The following is a 22,021-nucleotide window of genomic DNA, read 5'->3' on the forward strand; positions in this document are numbered from 1 at the left end:
CCATCTGCGCGGCCGCGGGCCGCATTTCCCGCTGCTCGACACCATCGTTCAGTATGAGTCCGAGCCGGGCTACATCGCTTTCACCATGCCGATGCTGAAGCGGATCAGGGTGCAGGTCGGGTCGATGATCGTTGCCGACACCACCAAGGCGCTCGTGTTCTACGAGAGCGACCATCTGCCGGTCTATTACTTCCCGATGAACGACGTGCGCGAGGAATTCCTGCTGCCGAGCCGGACGACGACGGAGGACCCGTTCAAGGGCGTCGCCACGCATTATTCGCTCAACACCGGCATCACGCTGGTCGAGGACGGCGCCTGGCGCTACCTCGATCCGGTCAAGGGCTGCCCGCCGATCGGCGACTACATTTCGTTCTACTGGCCGAAGATGACGCACTGGTATGAAGAGGACGAGGAGATTTTCGTGCACGCCCGCGATCCGTTCCGCCGCGTCGACTGCCTGCCGTCGTCACGCCGCGTGCAGGTGATCCTCGACGGCGAGCAGGTCGCCGATTCACGGCGCGGCGTCTTCCTGTTCGAGACCGGACACCCGGTGCGGCACTATCTGCCGATCTCGGATACGCGTCTCGATATGTTTGCGCCCAGCCGCTACATCTCGCGCTGCCCCTATAAGGGCATCTCCAACTACTACCACGTGACGACGCCCAAGAAGCGGCACGAGAACATGGTCTGGTATTATCCCGAGCCGGTGCACGAGGCCGAGCGCATCAAGGGGCTGGTGTGCTTCCACCACGAGCTGGTCGACAAGATCCTGGTCGACGGCGTCGAGGTCCCCAAGGAAGCGACTGCAGCATCGGACGGCTATTTCTGAGGCTGGCGTTCGGGCTGACTTAAGCCAGTCGCCGCATTGCGCATTGCGCTGGCTCTCGCCAGTGATAGCTTGCACCGAGCGGCGGGCGATTGGCGATGAACAAGCGATCTCATCATGTGGCTTGGCTCTGGCTTCTCGCCTTGCCTGCGATGCCCATGCCAGCGCTTGCCGACAATGTTCCGATCTTCGAACTCAAACTCGACATCGACCAGGATGGCAAAACCGACCGGGTCGTCATCATGCAGGAGCCCGGCGAGCCAGCCGATCTCTCCATCTATCTGGACGATGAGAGGCCCGATCCGGCGCGTCAGCCGGATGTCATCAGAAAAGCGCTGACCGAAGATCGGGTCATCGACCTTCAAAACAAGGGCAAGGGATCGCTTGCCGTCACGTCCTGCTTCGGCTGCGGCGCCGACAAATCGACCGAAGAAACGCTGACGATCGTTTATCGCCAAGGCAAGTTCATCGTCGGCGGCTATAGCCGCAACTGGGACTGGAACGAGCAGACATCCGACGGCGTCAAGACGACGGTTGGCGGTTGCGACATCAATTATCTGACCGGCAAGGCCACCGTCTCAAAGGACGTGGAAGACGGCAAGCCGGTAAAGGGCAGGTTCAAGCCGATGGCGCTCAAGGATTGGTCCGCCGACAAGCGCCCCAAGGCCTGTGATTTCTGAAAAGGTTGATCGAGAGACGCGATAGCGAATACCCTCAAGGTTTAGGGAGGGTGGCATGGATCTTTTCAAACTGGATGGTGGCGTGGCGCTGGTGACCGGAGCCGGCAGTGGAATTGGCCAGGCGATCGCGATCGGGCTTGCGGAAGCCGGCGCCGATGTGGCCTGTTTCGGTCATGCTTCCAATGGTGGGCTTGAGCAGACGGCTGAAAGCATCAGGGCGCTCGGCCGCAAAGCCTTGGCGCTGACAGGCAGTGTGACCTCCGAAACCGACCTGGCAAGGGCGGTCGAGCACATCGAAGCCGAACTCGGGGCGCTGACCGTCGCCGTCAACAATGCCGGCATCGCCGGCTCGGAACCGGCTGAGACCATGTCGGTGGACAAATGGCGCAAGGTGCACGACGTCAACGTCGCGGGCGTGTTTTTATCCTGTCGGGCCGAAGCGCGCGTCATGCTGCCTCGCCGCTCGGGCTCGATCATCAACATCGCCTCCATGTCGGGCACCATCGTCAATCGAGGACTGACGCAAGCGCATTACAACTCGTCCAAAGCCGCGGTCATCCACATGTCCAAAAGCCTCGCCATGGAGTGGGCGGATCGCGGTTTGCGCGTCAATGTCGTCAGCCCGGGCTATACGCTGACGCCGATGAACAAGCGCCCCGAGGTGGCTGAGGAGATAAAGATCTTCAAGCGCGACACGCCAATGAGGCGCATGGCGGACCCGGAGGAGATGGTTGGACCGGCCGTGTTCCTCGCCAGCCGCGCGTCGAGCTTCGTCACCGGCCTCGACCTGATCGTCGATGGTGGCTACGTCTGCTGGTAGGCCGAGGCGGCGACTGATCCGGTCGTCTCCCGGGGCGCGACGGGCAATAGAAATCCTGGCGTGGCGAGCGCGCGCCTATTCGGCCGCCACGCCCTTCACCTCGAGATAGCTCTCCATCGAATCGTCCAGCGCCTGCAGCCAGGGCGTGTGGTGCAGCGGCGCCATGGTGCCGGTCATCAGCGACCGGTAGGCGTGATCGCGGAAGCTCATAATGTCTTCCGCCTTGTGGTGCTCCCACTCCATGAAAGTCTGGTTGACCGCCTCGACGTCGAAGCCGGGGTAATCGGTCTGGTCCATCAGCTCCTTGGTGTAGTCGCCCTGGAACCAGATCATCTGCTCGGCATCCTCCAGCGTCTCCTCACGCGCACGCCACTTGGCGCCGTGCTCGGCCATCGCCTCGGCCGATGGCAGCTTGATGCGGCCCATGATGACGTCGCGGGCAAACCAGGCCTGCGCGTCGAACATGTTGAAGGTGTAGAACTGGTCCTGCATGCCGATATAGGACAGTTTTGGATTCTTCTCCCAGACGACGCCCTCATAGAGGCTGTCCGGCCACATGCGGTTAGTGGTCTTGAGTTTCAGGTCATCGGTGAGGAACGGGAAGGAGTGCAGGTAGCCGGTGCACAGGATGATGGCATCTACATCCTTGGTGGTGCCGTCCTTGAAATGCGCCGTCTTGCCGACGACCTTCTGCAGCAGCGGCACCTCTTTCCAGTTCTCCGGCCATTTGAAGCCCATCGGCTTGGAGCGGTAGCTGGAGGTGATCGACTTGGCGCCGTATTTGTAGCATTGCGAACCGATGTCCTCGGCCGAATAGGAACGGCCGATGATCAGGATGTCCTTGCCCTTGAACTCCATCGCATCGCGGAAATCGTGGCTGTGCAGGATGCGGCCGTTGAAGGTCGAGAAACCCTCGAAATAGGGAACGTTGGGCACCGAGAAATGGCCGGACGCGACAACGACATTGTCGAACTCTTCGGAGTAGGTGACATCGTTGGTACGGTCATGCGCGGTGACGGTGAATTTCTTGGTCTCATCCGAATAGGTCACCATGCGCACCGGGCTGTTGAAGCGCACCCATTTGCGCAGGCCTGATTTCTCGACGCGGCCCTTGATGTAATCCCACAGAACGGCACGCGGCGGATAGGACGCGATCGGCCGGCCGAAATGCTCCTCGAACGTGTAGTCGGCGAATTCGAGGCATTCCTTCGGGCCGTTCGACCAGAGATAGCGGTACATCGAGCCGTGCACCGGATCGCCATGCTCGTCGAGGCCGGTGCGCCAGGTGTAGTTCCACAAGCCGCCCCAGTCGGATTGCTTCTCGAAGCAGACGATTTCCGGAATCTCGGCGCCCTTGTCTTGCGCAGACTTGAAGGCCCTGAGCTGCGCCAGACCCGACGGTCCGGCGCCGATGACGGCAACGCGGGTTTTCAAGGTGGACCTCCTCTTTTGATTTCGACTTCTTTCTTGACGCAATCCCGGGCGGAAAACCGTTCGACACTTTTCCTGGGATTGCTCTCACGAAACAAATTTCACTGACAGTGACACTAATTGGGTCTTCGGTGCTGTCAACAAACATCTGTGGCAACGGCTTTGCGTGAAACGGTTTTTGTGCGCAAAGACGATCGCGTTCGCCGCCGGGTCGGCGATCGCTTGCGACATCTCATGGCTTGCGGGGGCGGTTGCGCTCCTGTATCGCCACTGAATATGTTCACCTTGAGTGAAATAAATCGGCAGATCTCGGGGGGCGACATGGCGAAGAAGACTGCTGACACCGGCGGCATCGCGGCGAAGGCGAAGTCATCGCCCAAACCAGTCTCGGCCGATGGGCGCACGATCCGCACGCCGCTGACGCAAAATCCGCATGCCATCCGCGACACGCGCGAAAAAGTGCTGGAAGTGGCGATCGGCCATGAGGTGCGGGCGTTCCGCAAGAAGCTCGGCATCACGGTCGCCGATCTTGCCGCGGCAACCGACATTTCGCTCGGCATGCTGTCGAAGATCGAGAACGGCATCACCTCGCCGTCGTTGACGACATTGCAGGCGCTGTCGCGGGCGCTCGGCGTTCCGGTGACCGCCTTCTTCCGTCGCTTCGAGGAAGAGCACAGCGCCGTCTTCGTCAAGGCCGGCGAAGGCGTCGATGTCGAGCGGCGCGGCACACGCGCCGGCCATCAGTACAATCTGCTCGGACATATCGGCGCCAACACCAGCGGCGTCGTCGTCGAGCCCTATCTCATCACGCTGACCGAGAATTCCGACGTCTTCCCGACCTTCCAGCACGCTGGCATGGAGTTCCTCTACATGCTCGAGGGCGAGGTCGTTTACCGCCACGGCAACAACCTCTATCCGATGAAGCCAGGCGACAGCCTGTTCTTCGACGCCGACGCGCCGCACGGACCGGAAGAGCTGACAAAGCTGCCGACGAGGTATCTGTCGATCATCTGCTATCCGCAGAACAGCGCTGGGTGAGATTGGCGATCTCCCCTTGTGGGGAGATCGGCAGCTTCACCGGCTGCTCTAATCCGGCCCGAACCCCGACGACGTCGCACTCCCATCATCCAGCTTCCATAGCCATTCCACCAGCGTCGGCCGATACCGCGTCAGCCCCTTGTAGGTGGCGAGCTCCTCCGGCAGGTCGCGGATGACGCGGTGCAGGCGACGCGCCCATTTCGGCTGGGTGACCAACTCGTCCATCTTGATCAGGTAGCAGCGGATCGGGAAGACGATGCCGTTGAGCGCGGCAGCCGCCAGAAGCTTTGCAATTCGACGCGCAGATGCACCTTGTCGCCGACATTCTCCAGCGTGACCGTGCCACGGTCCGGCCCCCATTTGTGATAATTTTCGGGGCTGGTGTCGAGGCGCGGGTTGACGGTCATCGTCCAGTTGAGACGCCGCGCCGGCTTGCCCTGCTGGATGTTGGTGAGGAACTTCAGCGCGCGGGTGAAAATCCCCTTCTCATGCGCCAGCGGCACAGGCGCGTGCCACTCGAAGAAGTTCATGCCGATGTCGAAATCGAGCGACCAGTCGGCCTGGGTGGTGACCATGCCGGCATCCATCCACAGATTGCCGTCGCGCTGGTCGAGGATGCAGAAATCGCCCTGGCTCTGGCGGGTGATGTATTCCATCGGCCCATAAGGCAATGTCGAGGTGTCGCCGAAGGTGAAGGTGTCGTCGATGCCGAGCGGCCGGTTGATCCAGCGCCAGCGATTGCCGTCGCGCTCAAGTGTGAAATGCTCGGGATAGCCGAGCGCCTGCTGCTCCATCAAAAGCTCGAGCAGATCCCAGCCGGCCAAGGTCATGTGCGGCAGCGACTGGCAGCGCAGCGGATCCTCGGCCAGCACCAAGGCGCGGTCCTGCATCTCTGCGACATAGTGCTCGTCGACGTCGATCAGGTTTTCCAGCACCGAGCCCTTTGGCCCGACGACATGCGGCTCGATGTTGACCGCGTACATGTAGGCGTCTTCGTGGAACGGGAACGGAAAGCGCCTAATGTGCTCCGGACTGTTCCTGAAGGTGAAATCGTCGCGGAACGTTTCCTTGCGAAAGGTGATGCCCATGCTCGCCTCCTATCTTTCCAAGACCAGTGACTTGCCCTCGAAGCGCGAGACGCAAGGCATGATCTTGCAGCCGGAACGGTGGTCTTCCTCGCTCAGCCAGTGATCGTTGTGGATGAACTTGCCATCGTGGGAAATGACGTTGGTCTCGCACTGGCCGCAGACGCCGCCACGGCACAGATAAGGTGGATCGACACCCGCAGCCTCGATCGCCTCCAAAAGGCTCTGCTGCTCGTCGACGCGGATGGTCTTGCCGCTGACGGCCAAAGTCACGTCGAAGGGCAGGCCGGGCTGCGGTGCGGCGAAATGCTCGTAATGCACGGTCTCCGGCGGCCAGCCGAGCGCTGCCGCGCGATCGCGCACCCAGTTGATCATGCCGGCAGGGCCGCAGACATAAAGATGCGTGCCGAGCGGCTGCGAGGACAACAGCCGGTCGAGATCGATGCGCTCTTCGCGGTCGTCGTGATAGAGCCTGACCCGGTTGCCATGGCGTTGCTGCAAGACATCGGCATAGGTGCCGAGCGAGGCGGTGCGGCAGGTGTAGTGCAGTTCGAAATTGCCGCCGGCAGCGGCGAGCTGCGCGGTCTGCGCCATGAAGGGCGTGATGCCGATGCCGCCGGCCAGCATCAGATGTTTTTTGGCGCGCAGATCGAGCGAGAACAAATTGACCGGATAGCTGATCACCATCTCCAGTCCCGGCTTGACGGACCGATGCATGAACAGCGAGCCGCCGCGGCCGACATCGTCGCGCCGCACCGAGATCGTGTATTCGCGCGTGTCGAGCGGCGAGCCCATCAGCGAATAGGGATTGAGCCTGGTCCGGTCGCCGTCGCGCATCTCGACCACGACATGGGCGCCGCCGGAAAAGGTCGGCAGCAATTCGCCGTCGCGACGGCGGAAATGGAAGCGGGTGACCAGCTCGTTGACCGGAACGACATCGCTGACCACGACATCGAGCTTGGTGGTGCCGGCGCTCATGGGAAGGCCTCCTCAATGGGAGGAATTTCCGAGCGATCCTCGGCATTGATGCACACGCCCTGGAAGGCGGCGAGGCGCCTGGAATAGTGGTCGCGCACCAGGAGCAGCAGGCCGCAATGCGCACAGGTGGCGGGCTGCGTCGTCACGTTCTCGGTGATGCCCTTGCAGTGCACGCATTGCATGCGCCGCGCCAGCGAGCCGCGATGCTCGGTCTGCATGGAAGTATGATCGATGCCGGCTTCGAGCGCCACCTGCATTGCCTGGCCGATCAGGCCTTCGGTGCCGGCAAGATAGAGCCGCAGCCCCATATGGGCGTTGGTCAGCGTCTGCTTCAGACGCGGCAAGAGGCTGGCGAAGGATGGCGGCAGATGCAGTTGCGCCGGCTTCAGCGCCTCAAGGGCGGCGATATGCTTGCCCTCGGGACCCGCAATGAAGACGATCTCGGCGCCGTCGAAAAAGCCGGGCGGCGCATTGCCGGCCATGTCGGTGATCGCCAGCGCGCCTTCCGCATCGGCGATGAAAAGATGATGCCTGCCGGGCTGCGGAGAGAGCGTTCCGTAATTGGGCCGGCTGATGATCGTCTTGGCTGCCATTCTTCCTTAGACCAGGATGACGTTTCGTTGAATCGCCATCCTGATCTAACCCTTTGTTGGAGCATGATCTTTTCCGAAAACCGGTTCCCACTTTTCAGGATCATGCTCTGGTACCTCGAAACCCCTCCCGTTGATGATGCCTCAACCCTTGGCGGTGCGCTTGGTCTTTTTCGGATCGTCGAACGGCAAGGGTTGCGCCGTCGCCTTGATCGCGCCGCTCTTGTTGCGGATCTCCAGCTTGGTGTCCTTCACCGCACAGTCGACGTCGAGGCGGGCGATGCCCATCGATTTCTCGACCAGCGGCGAATACATGGCGCAGGTCACCACGCCGACCTGTTTGCCGTCGCGATAGACCGGCGCACCCTCGTCGGCCGGCTCCTTGCCGTCGAGCAGCACGCCAAAAATCTTGAAGCGCTCCTTGCCCTTCAGCCGGTAGTGTTCCTCGGCGCCGCGAAAACCGGTCTTGCCGGGGCTGACGGTGAAATCGAGCCCGAGCTCCCACAGCGTGTCGCCGGGACCTTCGTTCGCGAACGGGTATTTTTGCGAGTTGTCATATGGGTAGAAGAGCAGATAGCTCTCGACGCGCAGCATATCGAGCGTGGTGAAGCGGCACGGAATGATGCCGGCGCTCTTGCCCTCGTCGAGGATCCTGTCCCAGATCGTGCCGGCGTCCTGGCCGCGGCAGAATATCTCGTAGCCGCGCTCGCCGGTATAGCCGGTGCGCGAGATCATCACCGGGAAACCGAACAGCTGCGTCTGCATGTGGTGGAAATAGTTGAGATCGCGGATGCCTGGTACGTGCTTGGCGAGATAGTCGACCGCCGTCGGCCCCTGCAGCGACAGATCATGCAGATTGTCGTCGAAGCGCAGCGAGACATCGCGGCCCATCGCGGCGCGCTGCAACTCCTCATGGCCGGTACCCGAGCCATGCACGACCATCCAGGCGTTCGGGCCGGTGCGGTAGAGGATGCAATCGTCGGTGAATTTTCCCGCCTCGTTCAGCATGCAGGCATAGGCCGACTTGCCAGGATAGATTTTTTCGACATCGCGCGTGGTGGCGAGATCAATGAGGTGCGAGGCGTGCGGGCCGGTGATGTGGACCTTCTTCAAGCCTGACACGTCCATCAGCCCGGCCTTGGTGCGGATGGCGATATATTCCTCGTCGGCGTCCTTGTCGTAGGTCCAGGCGGTGCCCATGCCGCTCCAGTCCTCGAGCTTCGAACCCAGCGCGCGATGGCGATCCGCCAGGGTCGAGAATCTCCAGGATGCCGTCATCCGATCGTCCTCCGTACAAATCTAAGTCGTTTTAGGTCGTTGCTGTTCCCTGCTCCTGCTCGGCGGCGGAGCTTGGTTCGAATATTGACCGCAAACCTCCGGCAGCTGCAATCCCCTTGAAGCAAATAATTTCATCGTCAGGCAAAATCGCCCCAGCAAAGCCAACAGTTAACCAATCGTAAATCCGGCTTGACAATCTCGAGATTCGGTTGGAACTTATGAAAAAAATTTCACTCTGTAGAAAGAGTGGATGTCCGGCCGATTTCGGGGCCGGGCATCGAGAAAGGGGAAAAACCGATGTCCGACCTGCAGCAGCGCATCGAAGCGCTGTACCGTTCCGACGTGCGCGGCTCCGTGCTGCTGATCGTGTGCCTGTGGGCGACGATCCTCTTCGTCCTGTTTATGACATGGCCGTATATCCCGCTCACCGGGATCAAGGTGGTGGTCGCGGTCGCCGCGCTCGCCGTGCTGATCTTCAACACCGCGGCGATCCTGGCGATGCTCAACCACTACAAGGAAGACAAGGACTTCATCTACGGGCTCGACATCAAGAACGCCGACGCATCCCGCAACCGCCAGTCCTGAGGATAGAACGCATGTCCCGCTATATACCGCCTGAGCAGAGCAAGGCCGGGCAGATTTTCGACATCGCCGTCGTGGTGGTCGCCATTTTCGTGGCGCTCTGGCTGCCGTTGAAGCTTGGTTTTGCCGGGGCGGCGAAATCCATCGACGCGCTCGACGCCAAGACCTGGGAGGCACTCGGCCAGAACCCGACCATGGCCGCGATCTGGGAAAAGCTCGGCTACACGCCCGAGACCGCGCATGACGTCATCCAGAACCGCTTCCACTACATCATCGACTGGCCGACCCTCATCATCATGGCCATCGTGCTCATCGCCTATTTCGTCTTCCTGTTCCGCGCCTCCGATCGCGAATATCGCGAGGTCATCAACGAGAAATTCGACGACAAGTAATCGGGGACAATATCCATGTGGATGGCACTCAATTACGCATGCTGGGGCATCTCGGTCTTGCTGGCGCTGTGGATGCTCTACGACTGGTTCCAGGTCGACACGACTTATTCCGAAGAGACGCTTACCTCGTCGCGCGAAGGCGAGCTTGAAGCCGTCTCCGAAAAACACCGCATCTGAGTGGGGATCGAACAATGACAGCCGCGGTTGAATCGGTGGGAACGGCAGTAAACGGCGACCGGGTTTCGCTGCTCAGGGTGCTCGGCCCCGCCCATGTCTGGGCGCTCGGCGTCGGCATCGTCTTGGTCGGCGAATTCACCGGCTGGAATTTTTCGGCCGACAAGGGCGGCGCGCTGGCGGCGCTGATCGTCTGCTGGATCGTCGGCCTGCTCTACACTTCGGTCGCGATGATCGATTCGGAAGTGACCTCGACGGTTGCCGCAGCCGGCGGCCAGTACGCGCAGGCCAAGCACATCGTCGGGCCGCTGATGGCGTTCAACGTCGCGCTGTTCCTGGTCTTTGCCTACACCATGCTGGAAGTTTCCGACGCCATCCTGCTCGGCGACACCATCGTTGCCAAGGCCGGCGTCGAAGGGTTGACGCACAACTCCTTCATCGCCGCCACCATCGTGGTGCTGGGCTGGCTCAATTATCGCGGCGTCCTGATGACGCTCAATGTCAACTTCGTCATCACCGCGATCGCCTATGTCTCGATCGTCGTCCTGTTCTTCTCGGTCAGCCCGTGGACGCAAGGCGCGGTGCTGAAGCTCAACGAGCTGGTCACGCCCGGCAATGCGCTGCCCTATGGCTGGATCGGCGTCATCGCCGCCTTCCAGTTCGGCATCTGGTACTATCTCGGCATCGAGGGCACGACGCAGGCAGCGGAGGAAGTGCGCTCGCCGGCGCGCTCGCTGCCCTACGGCACCATGGCCGGCATGATCACGCTTCTGATCGCCGCCGCCATGACCTGGTATGTCTGCGCCTCGCTGATGCCCTGGGAATATCTCGGCATCACCTATTATCCGCTCTGGGACGCCGGCAAGCTGACCGGCAGCCCGTTGCTCGAGAACCTGCTCTTCATCGCCACGCTGTTGGCGGCGCTGGCCTCGGCCAATGGCTGCATCAATGACGCGGCCCGTGCCTGGTTCTCGCTTGGACGCGACCGCTATCTGCCGAGCTGGTTCTCGGCCGTGCATCCCAAATACCGCACGCCTTACCGGTCGATCCTGTTCCTGCTGCCGATCGCGCTGGCTTTCGCCTTCATCGCCGACCTCAACCAGGCGATCACCTTCTCGATCCTGTCGGGCGTCCTGCAATACACGTTCATGAGCATCAACATCATGATGTTCCGCAAGAAGTGGCCGCTGGGAACGATCCGCCGCGGCTACACGCACCCCTTCCATCCGCTGCCGGCGATCGTCTTGTTCTGCCTGTGCGTGGTGACCTTCTTTGCCATCTTCCTGGGCTTCGGGTCGCAGCTGAGCGCGATGGTGATCTTCTATTTCCTGATCTCGGTGTGGTTCCATTTCTACCGCTACAAGTTCGTGCGCCGCGGCGACCAGTTCACCATGCCGTGGCCGAAGCCACAGGGCTATTGAACGGAAAGACGGCTTGCCCGGAAGCAGGGCGAGCCGCAGTGTGACGGGATGTCGGAGTTGGCGTCAGCTTTGTTTGTCGGGGCGATCGTACTTGCCGTGGTCCTCCATATCGCATGGCTGGCGCGGGCCAGCCGCAACCGTGCCAAGACGGCGCATGAGGCCGACACGGCAAGCGTCCGAGCTGTCATTGCCGACGCCGTCGATATCTCGGACGGCACGGCGGGGGTTACCGCATGGGCCGGCTCCTGGAACGGTCAGCGCGCGCAGGTGCGCACCATCGTCGACACGCTCGCGACCCGGAAGCTGCCGACATGCTGGCTGAGCGTTACGATCACCGAGCCGGTCGCGGTGCCGGCTACCTTCGACATGATGATGCGCCCGGGCTCGGCCACCACCTTCTCCAATTTCGACCATCTGGCGCACACGCTGCCCAAGACGACCGCCCTTCCCACCGAGGCTGTGCTGAGGAGCGATCGCCGGGGGATCGCCTTTCCACAAGACCTGATCGCCGCGCATGCCGGGATCTTTGCCGAAGGCCGCGCCAAGGAATTGCTGATCACGCCGAAGGGCGTGCGCATCGTCTGGCTGCTGGCCGAGGCCGAGCGTGCACGCTACGGCGTGTTCCGGCAGGCCGCCTTCGGCGAAGCCGGGATCGATCCGGCGTTGATCGAACGGTTGCTGGAGACGGCATCCACGCTTCGCGAGGTGATCAACCAGCGTGAAAGCCAAGCGGCATGACCGACACCGCGCCCGCAAATCCTTATCTGGTGCTTGCCGCCGCGGTGGTGCTGCCCGGCAGCGGCCACGTCATGCTTGGCGTCCCGGTGCGCGGCCTGCAGTTTCTGTTCTTCATGGTGATCCTTGCCTGGGTAACGACCAAGATAGCACCGTCCGATGCCAGTTTCATCGGCCGCCATGCCGGCGGCTTCCTGATCTATGCGCTGTCGATCCTCGATGCCTACAGGATCGCCCGCATCCGCCACACGATCTCGGTTCACAAGGCCGGCGCGGACGGCGATAGCGAGGATCGAGGCGTCGAGCCTGATATGTCGTTGGACTAATGTATAACGACAGGAAAATTTCTTTCATACCAATTGAATTCGGCAACCGCATTCGATACATCATCACAAGAACCACATAAACGCCGGAGGCTGGCATGTGCGGAATCGTCGGACTGTTCCTGAAAGACAAATCGCTGGAGCCGAAGCTTGGCGCCATGCTGTCGGAGATGCTGGTGTCGCTCAGCGACCGCGGCCCGGACAGCGCCGGCATCGCCATCTATGGCGCCGCTTCCAAAAATGAAGCCAAGATCACCATCCAGTCGGCCAAGCCCGAGCGCGATTTCCGCGGCCTTGACGCCGAGCTCGCCAAGGCGATCGGCGCGCCGGTCAGTCTTGCCGCGAAATCCACCCATGCCGTCATCAGGACCACGCCCGACAAGGTCGACGCCGCGCGCGAGGCGCTGCAGACATTGCGGCCGGACGTGCGCATCATGGGCGCCGGCGAGGCGGTGGAGATCTACAAGGAAGTCGGCCTGCCGGAAGCCGTCGTCGACCGCTTCGATGTCCGCGCCATGACCGGCACGCACGGCATCGGCCACACCCGCATGGCGACGGAATCGGCGGTGACCACGATGGGTGCGCATCCGTTCTCGACCGGCGCCGACCAGTGCCTGGTGCACAATGGCTCGCTCTCCAACCACAACAATGTGCGGCGCGAGCTGATCCGTGACGGCATGACCTTCGAGACCGAAAACGACACGGAAGTGGCGGCCGCCTATCTTTCCAACCGGATGGCGCACGGCAAGAATCTCGGCGAGGCGCTGGAAGGCACGCTGTCGGACCTCGACGGCTTCTTCACCTTCGTCGTCGGCACCAAGAACGGCTTTGGCGTGGTGCGCGACCCGATCGCCTGCAAGCCCGCCGTCATGGCCGAGACCGACCAGTATGTCGCCTTCGGCTCGGAATATCGCGCGCTGACCAAGCTGCCCGGCATCGACAATGCGCGGGTCTGGGAACCGGAGCCCGCGACCGTCTATTTCTGGGAGCATTGAGCTGATGCCAGCAACCACCATGCCGAAGGCGCAGGGCGACCAGAGCCATGCCAATAGTCAGGCGTCACGCGTCTTTGATCTTGCCGAACATTCGCTGCGCGAATTGAACCAGGCGCTGCACAAGCTCGCGCCCGGTTCGAACGAAACCGCCTGGGAGGTGCTTCACCCCAGGGGCAGCCATTCGGTCGCCGTCGGCGTTGACCAGCCGGTCTCGATCGATGTGCGCGGCAGCGTCGGCTACTATTGCGCCGGCATGAATGACGGCGCCACGATCACCGTGCATGGCTCGGCCGGCCCAGGCGTCGGCGAGAACATGATGTCGGGCCAGATCGTCATCAAGGGCGACGCCAGCCAGTATGCCGGCGCGACCGGCAAAGGCGGGCTGCTGGTCATCGAGGGCAACGCCTCGTCGCGTTGCGGCATCTCGATGAAAGGCATCGACATCGTCGTGCACGGCAATATCGGCCACATGTCGGCTTTCATGGCGCAATCCGGCAATCTGGTGGTGCTGGGCGATGCCGGCGATGCGCTGGGCGATTCCATCTACGAGGCGCGACTGTTCGTGCGCGGCAACGTCCACAGTCTCGGCGCCGATTGCATCGCCAAGGAGATGCGGCCCGAGCATATCGAGCTGCTGCAGGGCCTGCTCGACCGTGCGGGCGTCACCGGTGTCAAGCCGTCGGAGTTCAAGCGCTACGGCTCGGCGCGCACACTCTACAATTTCAATATCGACAACGCCGACGCTTATTGAGGCATCATGACCTACAAGAACCCGCCGACGACGCCGCGCAAATCCGCGACCTTCGACGACTACACGCTCTCCGAAATCCGCCGTGCGGCCCAGACCGGCATCTATGATATCCGCGGCGCCGGCGCCAAGCGCAAGCTGCCGCATTTCGACGATCTGCTGTTCCTCGGCGCTTCGATCTCGCGCTATCCGCTCGAAGGCTATCGCGAGCGCTGCGACACATCGGTGGTGCTTGGCTCGCGCCATGCCAAGAAACCGATCGAGCTGAAGATCCCGATCACGATTGCCGGCATGAGTTTTGGTTCGCTCTCCGGCCCGGCCAAGGAAGCCCTGGGTCGTGGCGCGACGCTCTCCGGCACCTCGACCACGACCGGCGACGGCGGCATGACCGAGGAAGAACGCGGTCATTCCAAGCAGTTGGTCTATCAATATCTGCCATCGCGCTACGGCATGAACCCGCGCGACCTGCGCCGCGCCGACGCGATCGAAGTGGTCGTCGGCCAGGGCGCCAAGCCCGGCGGCGGCGGCATGCTGCTCGGACAAAAATCTCCGACCGCGTCGCCGAGATGCGTACCCTTCCGAAAGGCATCGACCAGCGCTCGGCCTCGCGCCATCCCGACTGGACCGGGCCGGACGATCTCGAGATCAAGATCCTCGAGCTGCGCGAAATCACCGACTGGGAAAAGCCGATCTACGTCAAGGTCGGCGGCGCCCGTCCCTATTACGACACCGCGCTTGCGGTGAAGGCCGGCGCCGACGTCGTCGTCGTCGACGGCATGCAGGGCGGCACGGCGGCAACGCAGGAAGTGTTCATCGAAAATGTCGGCCAGCCGACGCTTGCCTGCATCAGGCCGGCGGTGCAGGCGCTGCAGGATCTCGGCATGCACCGGAAGGTGCAGCTCATCGTCTCCGGCGGCATCCGCAACGGCGCCGATGTCGCCAAGGCGCTGGCGCTCGGCGTCGACGCCGTATCGATCGGCACGGCGGCGCTGGTGGCGCTCGGCGACAACGATCCGCGCTGGGAGGCGGAGTACAATGCGCTCGGCACCACCGCCGGCGCCTATGACGACTGGCATGAGGGCCGCGACCCGGCCGGCATCACCACGCAGGACCCCGAGCTGATGAAGCGGGTCGACCCGATCGCGGCCGGACGGCGGCTGGCGAACTACCTCAAGGTGATGACGCTCGAGGCGCAGACGATTGCGCGTGCGTGCGGCAAGAACAGCCTGCACAACCTCGAGCCCGAGGATCTCGTCGCGCTCACCATCGAAGCCGCCGCCATGGCCGGCGTGCCGCTTGCCGGCACCAACTGGATACCGGGGAAAAACGGCTTCTGACCAAGACTACCCAGATCACATAAGCGAGGAATTATAATGGGGAACGATCTCGCCGCATTCGCCAAGGAGAACGGCGTCAAATATTTCATGATCTCCTACACCGATCTGTTCAGCGGGCAGCGCGCCAAGCTGGTGCCGGCGCAGGCGATCGCCGACATGCAGAAGGAGGGTGCGGGCTTTGCCGGTTTTGCGACCTGGCTCGACCTGACGCCGGCGCATCCCGACATGCTGGCGGTGCCGGATCCGGACTCGCTGATCCAGCTGCCATGGAAGCCCGATGTGGCCTGGGTGGCCGCCAACTGCATCATGGACGACAAGGAAGTCGACCAGGCGCCGCGCAACACGCTGAAGCGGGTGATCGCGGAGGCGGCAGCCGAGGGCATGCATGTGAAGACCGGCGTCGAAGCCGAATTCTTCCTGATCTCGCCGGACGGCAGCGTCATCTCCGACAAATACGACACCGCCTCGAAGCCTTGCTACGACCAGCAGGCGGTGATGCGCCGCTACGACGTGATCGCCGAGATCTGCGACCACATGCTGGCGCTGGGCTGGGGTCCGTATCAGAACGACCACGAGGACGCCAACGGCCAGTTCGAGATGAACTGGCGGTTCGACGACGCGCTGCCGACCGCCGACAAACACTCCTTCTTCAAGTTCATGGTCAAGTCGGTGGCCGAGAAGCATGGTCTGCGCGCCACCTTCATGCCGAAACCCTTCCAGGGCCTGACCGGCAATGGCTGCCACGCGCATATCTCGGTGTGGGACAAGGCCGGCAAGACCAATGTGTTCGCCGACGATTCGATGGAGCTGGGCTTGTCCGCCAAGGGCCGGAACTTCCTCGGCGGCATCATGAAGCATGCCTCGGCACTTGCCGCGATCACCAATCCGACGGTCAATTCCTATAAGCGCATCAACGCGCCGCGCACCATTTCGGGCGCGACCTGGGCGCCGAACACAGTGACCTGGACCGGCAACAACCGCACCCACATGGTGCGCGTGCCCGGGCCCGGCCGTTTCGAATTGCGCCTGCCCGACGGCGCCGCCAACCCTTATCTGCTGCAGGCGGTGATCATCGCCGCCGGTCTCGACGGCATCCGCTCCAAGGCCGATCCCGGCAAGCGCTATGACATCGACATGTACCAGCACGGCCACACCGTGAAGGGCGCGCCAAAACTGCCGCTCAACCTGCTCGATGCACTGCGCGAGTTCGACAAGGACAAATCGCTGAAGGCGGCGCTGGGTGAGGAATTCTCGTCGGCTTACCTAAAGCTGAAGCACCAGGAATGGAATTCCTATGCTTCGCACTTCACGCAATGGGAGCGCGACCACACGCTGGATATCTAGCTATCCAGTTTGGGCGAGCGATCTCGGAATGAACTGAATGAAATACTCGATCTTCTCGCTCGCCCGAGCCGCCTTGTCCGGCCACAAGAACTGGCAACGCACCTGGCGCGACGCCACGCCGAAGGATCGCTACGACGTGGTGATCGTCGGCGGCGGCGGCCACGGGCTGGCGACGGCCTGGTTCCTCGCCAGCGAGTTCGGCATCCGCAATGTCGCGGTGCTGGAAAAAGGCTGGATCGGCTCCGGCAATGCCGGCCGCAACACAACCATCATCCGCTCCAATTACGGCCTGCCCGGCAACACCGGCTTCTACGAGCTCTCGATGAAGCTCTGGGAACGGATGGAGCAGGATCTCAACTATAACGCCATGGTCAGCCAGCGCGGGGTGATCAACCTCTATCACTCCGACGCGCAGCGCGACGCCTATGCGCGACGCGGCAACACCATGCGCATCAACGGCATCGATGCCGAACTGCTCGACCAGGCGGCGCTGAAGAAGATGATGCCGTTCCTGAATTTCGACCATGCGCGCTTCCCCGTGCAGGGCGGGCTCCTGCAGCGGCGCGGCGGCACGGCGCGCCATGACGCGGTGGTCTGGGGTTATGCCCATGCGGCGAGCGAACTCGGCGTCGACATCATCCAGAATTGCGAGGTCACCGGCTTTAGCCGCGACGCCAACGGCAAGGTGACCGGCGTCGAGACCTCGCGCGGCAAGATCGGCGCCGGCAAGGTCGGCATGGCGGTGGCTGGCTCCTCCTCGCGCGTCGCCGCGATGGCGGGCCTGCGCCTGCCGATCGAAAGCCACGTGCTGCAGGCCTTCGTCTCCGAAGCGATCAAGCCGCTCCTGCCCAACGTCATGACCTTCGGCGCCGGGCATTTCTATGTCAGCCAGTCCGACAAGGGCGGCCTGGTCTTCGGCGGCGATATCGATGGCTACAATTCCTATGCACAGCGCGGCAATCTGCCGGTGATGGAAGATGTCTGCGAAGGCGGCATGGCGCTGATCCCGATGATCGGCCGCGTGCGGCTGCTGCGCCAGTGGGGGGCATCATGGACATGTCGATGGACGGCTCGCCGATCATCGACAAGAGCCCGATCGACGGGCTCTACCTCAACGCCGGCTGGTGCTATGGCGGCTTCAAGGCGACGCCGGGCTCGGGCTTCGTCTTTGCCCATCTTCTGGCGCGGGACGAGTCGCACAAGGAGGCGGCGCTGTTCCGCCTCGACCGCTTCCAGCGCGGCGCCATGATCGACGAAAAGGGCCAAGGCGCCCAACCGAACCTGCACTGAGGACGGCTAGATGCGAATTGTCTGTCCCTTCTGTGGCGAACGCGAACTCGGCGAGTTCACCTATCTCGGCGACGCCAAGCCGCAGCGCCCCGCGGCGGATGCCGGCGAGGACGCCGTCTACGACTACGTTTATCTGCGCGACAACATCGCCGGCGTGATGAGCGAGAGCTGGTATCACGGTGGTGGCTGCCGCTCCTGGCTGAAGGTCACCCGCAACACGCTGACGCATGAGATTTCGGCTGTCGAACCGGCGGCGGGCGCCGGCGCCGCCAAGGTTGGTGCGTGATGGCGGACAGCCAATCCAATCGTCTCGCCTCCGGCGGCCTCGTCGACCGCTCGTCATCGTTGAATTTCCGCTTCGACGGCAAGAGCTTTGCCGGCTTCAAGGGCGACACGCTGGCGTCGGCGCTGGTCGCCAACGGCGTCAAGCTGGTCGGCCGCTCGTTCAAATACCATCGGCCGCGCGGCATCCTCACCGCCGGCTCGGAAGAGCCCAACGCGCTGGTCGAGCTGCGCACCGGCGCACGGCGCGAGGCTAACACCAAGGCCACCACCGCCGAGCTCTATGACGGCCTGGAAGCGGCCAGCCAGAACCGCTGGCCGTCGCTCGCCTACGACGTCATGTCGGTCAACCAGCTGTTCGCGCCGATCTTCGTCGCCGGGTTCTACTACAAGACCTTCATGTGGCCGGCGAAGTTCTGGGAAGCGATCTACGAGCCGGCCATCCGCCGCGCCGCAGGCCTGGCCGCGCTGCCGTCGTCCCCGATCCCGACCATTACGACAAGGCCTGGGCGCATTGCGATGTGGTGATCGCCGGCTCCGGCCCGGCGGGGCTCGCCGCCGCGCTCGCGGCAGGCCGCAGCGGCGCACGCGTGATTTTGTGCGAGGAGGATTTTGTCCCCGGCGGTCGGCTGCTTGCCGATGGCGGCATGATCGACGGACTGCCGGCCGCGGATTGGATCGCCCGCGCGCTCGCCGAGCTCGCGGCGATGCCCGATGTGCGCATCATGACGCGCACGACATTGTTCGGCGTCTATGACGGCGGCACCTATGGCGCGATCGAGCGCGTCAACGACCATCTGCCTACCCCGCCGGAGCATCAGGTGCGTCAGCGCATGTGGCGCATCGTGGCCAAGCGCTGCGTGGTCGCCGCCGGCGCGATCGAACGTCCGATCGTCTTTGCCGGCAACGACACGCCGGGCGTGATGATGGCGTCCGCCACGCGCAGCTACATCAACCGCTACGCCGCAACGCCAGCGAGGCGCATCGCGCTCTTCACCAACAATGAGGATGGCTGGCGCACGATCGAAACGGCGATCGCGGCAGGACTGCAGGTCGCAGCGGTCATCGATGCGCGAGCCGACGTCTCACCGGCGCATCGCTCGCTTGCCTCCAAGAACGGCTTCACCGTGCTGCACGGCTCGGTCAGCGGCGTCGACGGCGGCAAGAATGGCGTGCGCAGGATTTCCGTGTCGCTGACCGGCGGCGCGCGCGCCGAGGTCGAGGCCGATGGGCTTGCGATCTCCGGTGGCTGGAACCCGGCGGTCGGTCTCACCTCCTACCATCGCGGGCGGCCGAAATGGCGCGACGACATCGCCGCTTTCGTGCCGGATGGCGCACCGCCCGGCATGGTTGCCGCCGGCGCGGCCAACGGCGCCTTCGGCCTCGGCGCCTGCCTGCGCGAAGGCTTCGAGGCCGGTGCAGCCGCGGCACGCGATGCCGGGCGCAGCGGCAGCGTGGGCTCGCTGCCCGTCGCCGACGACGAAGCCTTCTCGCTGACGCCGCTCTGGCATGTCGCAGGCAAGGGCAAGGCCTTCGTCGACCAGCAGCATGACGTGACGGCTTCCGATGTCGAACTGGCGCAGCGCGAGGGTTTCCAATCGGTCGAGCATCTGAAGCGCTATACGACGCTCGGCATGGCGACCGACCAGGGCAAGACCTCAAATGTCGCCGGCCTTGCCATCATGGCGGCGGTGTCGGGCAAGTCCATTCCCGAGACGGGCACGACGATCTACCGGCCGCCTTACGTGCCGGTCGCCATCGGCGCCTTCGCCGGCCATCATCGCGATGAGACTTTCCATGCGACACGGTTGACGCCATCGCATCACTGGGCGGCCGAACAGGGCGCGATCTTCGTCGACACCGGCTTATGGAAACGTGCGCAGTGGTACCCCCGCGCGGGCGAGAAGGACTGGCTGGAATCGGTGACGCGCGAGGTCAAGGCGGTGCGCGGCGGCGTCGGCTTCTGCGATGTCTCGACGCTCGGCAAGATCGACGTGCACGGCTCGGATGCCGGCACCTTCCTCGACCACGTCTACATCAACACCTTCTCCAACCTTGCCGTCGGCAAGGCGCGCTACGGGCTGATGCTGCGCGAGGATGGCATCGTCTATGATGACGGCACGACCTCGCGTCTGGCCGAGGACCATTATTTCCTGACCACCACGACGGCCAAGGCCGGACTGGTGATGCAGCATCTCGAATTCTGCCGGCAGGTGCTGTTCCCCGAACTCGACGTGCAACTGACTTCCGTGTCCGACCAGTGGGCGCAATTCTCGATCGCCGGACCGAAGACGCGGGACCTGCTGAAGGAGATCGTCGATCCGGCGGAAGACCTGTCGAACGAGGGATTTCCGTTCATGGGTGCTCGTGAAGTTGCTTTGCGCGGTGGCATCAAGGCGCGGCTGTTCCGCATCTCCTTCTCCGGCGAGATGGCGTTCGAGATTTCGGTGCCGGCACGTTACGGCGAGGCGATGGCGCGCAATCTGATGCTGGCGGGACAACCGTTCGGCGTGACGCCTTACGGCACCGAAGCGCTCGGCGTGATGCGCGTCGAAAAGGGCCATGTCGCCGGACCGGAGCTCAGCGGCACGACGACCGCCGCCGATCTCGGCCTCGGCAAGATGATGTCGACCAAGAAGGATTTCATCGGTCGCGTCATGGCCGGTCGCGAGGCGCTGGTCGCGCCGAACCGTCAGGTCGTCGTCGGTATCAAGCCGGCCGACAAGAAGCGGCGCTTGCGCTCCGGCGCGCATATCATCCCGAAGGGCGAGATGCCCGGCCCCGGCAACGACCAGGGCTACGTCACCTCGGTCTGCTTCTCGCCGACGCTCGACCAGTGGATCGGGCTCGGCCTGGTCGAACGCGGATGCGACCGCATCGGCGAGATCGTCCATGCGCATGATCCATTGCGGGGCGAGGACTATGATGTCGAGCTCTGCAATCCCGTCTTCTACGATCCGGATGGAGGGCGCCAGCGTGGCTGAGTTTTCCTGGAACGTCCGCAGCCCGATCGAACGGGCGCTCGCACCCGGCGTCTACGGCGCGCAGGGCGAAGCTGGCGTGTCGCTGACCGAGATCCGCAATTTCGACCTGGTTCAAGTGATGGCGCGGCGCGGCAAGGCGGCTGACATGAGCACGGCCGCGAAAGCACGCTTCGGCGTCGCGGCGCCTGAAACGCCGAAGGCAGTCGGCACGGCGGATGCTACGCTGATCTGGTCCGGACCGGATCAGTTCTTCGTCCTGTCGAAAGGCGGCAAGCACGGGATAGAGGCGCTGGCACCCGTCTTTGCCGGACCGGCTTCGCTGTCCGACCAATCGCATGCGCGGGTGCTGATCGGCGTATCGGGTGCGAAGGCGCGGACGATGCTGGCCAAGCTGTCGTCGATCGATCTGCATCCCGATGTGTTCGTTGTCGGCGCGGCGGCTGCAACCTCGATGGATCACACGAGCGTTACGCTATGGCGGGGTGACAATCGCAACGGACAGGCGGTGTTCAATCTCCTGGTGTTCGCGACGTTCGCTGAGAGCCTGTGGCACACGATGCTCGATTCTGCTGCGGAGTATGGCGTGACGATCAGCCATTCCGAGGACCTAGCGTAGCGCTTTGCCCTTCCCTTCTCCCCTTGTGGGAGAAGGTGGATCGGCGCGCTAACGACGAGACGGATGAGGGGT

19 protein-coding genes and 4 pseudogenes are annotated in these 22,021 nt (G+C 63.2%); 18 read left to right on the forward strand and 5 right to left on the reverse strand.

Annotated features, from left to right (window positions below; translation table 11 throughout):
• Positions 1–85 precede the first annotated feature (85 nt).
• The 3 genes from ACVDG8_RS10140 to ACVDG8_RS10150 all read left to right on the forward strand — a co-directional run bounded on the left by ACVDG8_RS10140 (position 86) and on the right by ACVDG8_RS10150 (position 2,326).
• A complete protein-coding gene (locus tag ACVDG8_RS10140; protein ID WP_455707670.1) occupies positions 86–829 on the forward strand; it encodes a DUF427 domain-containing protein in 744 nt (247 codons plus the stop codon).
• 155 nt (positions 830–984) lie between these two features.
• The gene (locus tag ACVDG8_RS10145; protein WP_447254586.1) at positions 985–1,506 is read left to right on the forward strand and encodes a hypothetical protein; all 522 of its coding nucleotides are present in this window, start codon (positions 985–987) and stop codon (positions 1,504–1,506) included.
• Positions 1,507–1,561: 55 nt separating this feature from the next.
• Positions 1,562–2,326: an SDR family oxidoreductase gene (locus ACVDG8_RS10150; protein ID WP_447254587.1), complete on the forward strand. Its 765-nt coding sequence runs from the start codon at positions 1,562–1,564 to the stop codon at positions 2,324–2,326.
• A gap of 75 nt (positions 2,327–2,401) precedes the next feature.
• On the opposite strand, the gene ACVDG8_RS10155 is transcribed toward ACVDG8_RS10150, so the two are convergent.
• Positions 2,402–3,760 carry an NAD(P)-binding domain-containing protein gene (locus tag ACVDG8_RS10155; protein ID WP_447254588.1) on the reverse strand — a complete coding sequence of 453 codons (1,359 nt, stop codon included), beginning with the start codon at positions 3,758–3,760 and terminating at the stop codon, positions 2,402–2,404.
• Positions 3,761–4,078: 318 nt separating this feature from the next.
• On the opposite strand from ACVDG8_RS10155, the gene ACVDG8_RS10160 reads away from it, so the two are divergent.
• On the forward strand, positions 4,079–4,795 hold the full coding sequence (locus ACVDG8_RS10160) for a helix-turn-helix domain-containing protein (protein ID WP_447254589.1): 717 nt from the start codon (positions 4,079–4,081) through the stop codon (positions 4,793–4,795).
• 48 nt (positions 4,796–4,843) lie between these two features.
• Here ACVDG8_RS10160 and ACVDG8_RS10165 read toward each other — a convergent pair.
• From ACVDG8_RS10165 to ACVDG8_RS10180, 4 genes and pseudogenes are all read right to left on the reverse strand, one after another.
• Positions 4,844–5,883 (reverse strand): annotated as a pseudogene (locus tag ACVDG8_RS10165) (heme-dependent oxidative N-demethylase family protein).
• Between the two features lie 9 nt (positions 5,884–5,892).
• Positions 5,893–6,858 (reverse strand): PDR/VanB family oxidoreductase, encoded by a 966-nt coding sequence (locus ACVDG8_RS10170; protein ID WP_447254591.1) that lies wholly within the window; start codon positions 6,856–6,858, stop codon positions 5,893–5,895.
• A complete protein-coding gene (locus ACVDG8_RS10175; protein ID WP_447254592.1) occupies positions 6,855–7,451 on the reverse strand; it encodes a dimethylamine monooxygenase subunit DmmA family protein in 597 nt (198 codons plus the stop codon). Before ACVDG8_RS10175 ends, ACVDG8_RS10170 begins: the two co-directional genes overlap by 4 nt.
• Positions 7,452–7,592: 141 nt before the next feature.
• Entirely contained in the window at positions 7,593–8,726 is a 1,134-nt protein-coding gene (locus tag ACVDG8_RS10180; RefSeq protein WP_447254593.1) for an aminomethyltransferase family protein, read from the reverse strand.
• A gap of 297 nt (positions 8,727–9,023) precedes the next feature.
• On the opposite strand from ACVDG8_RS10180, the gene ACVDG8_RS10185 reads away from it, so the two are divergent.
• From ACVDG8_RS10185 to ACVDG8_RS10250, 14 genes and pseudogenes are all read left to right on the forward strand, one after another.
• Positions 9,024–9,311, forward strand: a complete 288-nt coding sequence (locus tag ACVDG8_RS10185; RefSeq protein WP_447254594.1) for a hypothetical protein — start codon at positions 9,024–9,026, stop codon at positions 9,309–9,311.
• Positions 9,312–9,322: 11 nt separating this feature from the next.
• Positions 9,323–9,700: a hypothetical protein gene (locus ACVDG8_RS10190; protein ID WP_371011888.1), complete on the forward strand. Its 378-nt coding sequence runs from the start codon at positions 9,323–9,325 to the stop codon at positions 9,698–9,700.
• Positions 9,701–9,715: 15 nt separating this feature from the next.
• Positions 9,716–9,877, forward strand: a complete 162-nt coding sequence (locus ACVDG8_RS10195; protein ID WP_447254595.1) for a hypothetical protein — start codon at positions 9,716–9,718, stop codon at positions 9,875–9,877.
• Positions 9,878–9,891: 14 nt separating this feature from the next.
• Positions 9,892–11,295 (forward strand): APC family permease, encoded by a 1,404-nt coding sequence (locus ACVDG8_RS10200; RefSeq protein WP_447254596.1) that lies wholly within the window; start codon positions 9,892–9,894, stop codon positions 11,293–11,295.
• Between the two features lie 48 nt (positions 11,296–11,343).
• Positions 11,344–12,033 carry a hypothetical protein gene (locus ACVDG8_RS10205; protein ID WP_447254597.1) on the forward strand — a complete coding sequence of 230 codons (690 nt, stop codon included), beginning with the start codon at positions 11,344–11,346 and terminating at the stop codon, positions 12,031–12,033.
• Positions 12,030–12,356 carry a hypothetical protein gene (locus ACVDG8_RS10210; RefSeq protein WP_447254598.1) on the forward strand — a complete coding sequence of 109 codons (327 nt, stop codon included), beginning with the start codon at positions 12,030–12,032 and terminating at the stop codon, positions 12,354–12,356. The genes ACVDG8_RS10205 and ACVDG8_RS10210 overlap by 4 nt, the downstream gene beginning before the upstream one ends.
• 95 nt (positions 12,357–12,451) lie before the next feature.
• Positions 12,452–13,348, forward strand: coding sequence for a class II glutamine amidotransferase (locus ACVDG8_RS10215; protein WP_447254599.1), 897 nt, complete (start codon positions 12,452–12,454; stop codon positions 13,346–13,348).
• Between the two features lie 19 nt (positions 13,349–13,367).
• Positions 13,368–14,099: a GltB/FmdC/FwdC-like GXGXG domain-containing protein gene (locus ACVDG8_RS10220; RefSeq protein WP_447257294.1), complete on the forward strand. Its 732-nt coding sequence runs from the start codon at positions 13,368–13,370 to the stop codon at positions 14,097–14,099.
• Between the two features lie 6 nt (positions 14,100–14,105).
• A pseudogene (locus ACVDG8_RS10225) lies at positions 14,106–15,433 on the forward strand (FMN-binding glutamate synthase family protein).
• A gap of 36 nt (positions 15,434–15,469) precedes the next feature.
• Positions 15,470–16,777 (forward strand): type III glutamate--ammonia ligase, encoded by a 1,308-nt coding sequence (glnT, locus tag ACVDG8_RS10230; RefSeq protein ID WP_447254600.1) that lies wholly within the window; start codon positions 15,470–15,472, stop codon positions 16,775–16,777.
• A 37-nt stretch (positions 16,778–16,814) separates the two neighbouring features.
• Positions 16,815–18,067 (forward strand): annotated as a pseudogene (locus ACVDG8_RS10235) (sarcosine oxidase subunit beta family protein).
• Positions 18,068–18,077: 10 nt separating this feature from the next.
• Positions 18,078–18,353, forward strand: a complete 276-nt coding sequence (locus ACVDG8_RS10240) for a sarcosine oxidase subunit delta (RefSeq protein WP_447254602.1) — start codon at positions 18,078–18,080, stop codon at positions 18,351–18,353.
• Positions 18,353–21,333: pseudogene (locus ACVDG8_RS10245) on the forward strand (sarcosine oxidase subunit alpha). Before ACVDG8_RS10240 ends, ACVDG8_RS10245 begins: the two are co-directional and overlap by 1 nt.
• Positions 21,326–21,949, forward strand: coding sequence for a sarcosine oxidase subunit gamma (locus ACVDG8_RS10250; protein WP_447254604.1), 624 nt, complete (start codon positions 21,326–21,328; stop codon positions 21,947–21,949). The pseudogene ACVDG8_RS10245 and the gene ACVDG8_RS10250 overlap by 8 nt, the downstream one beginning before the upstream one ends.
• Positions 21,950–22,021: the final 72 nt, after the last annotated feature.

It is taken from the genome of Mesorhizobium sp. ORM8.1, assembly GCF_053005525.2.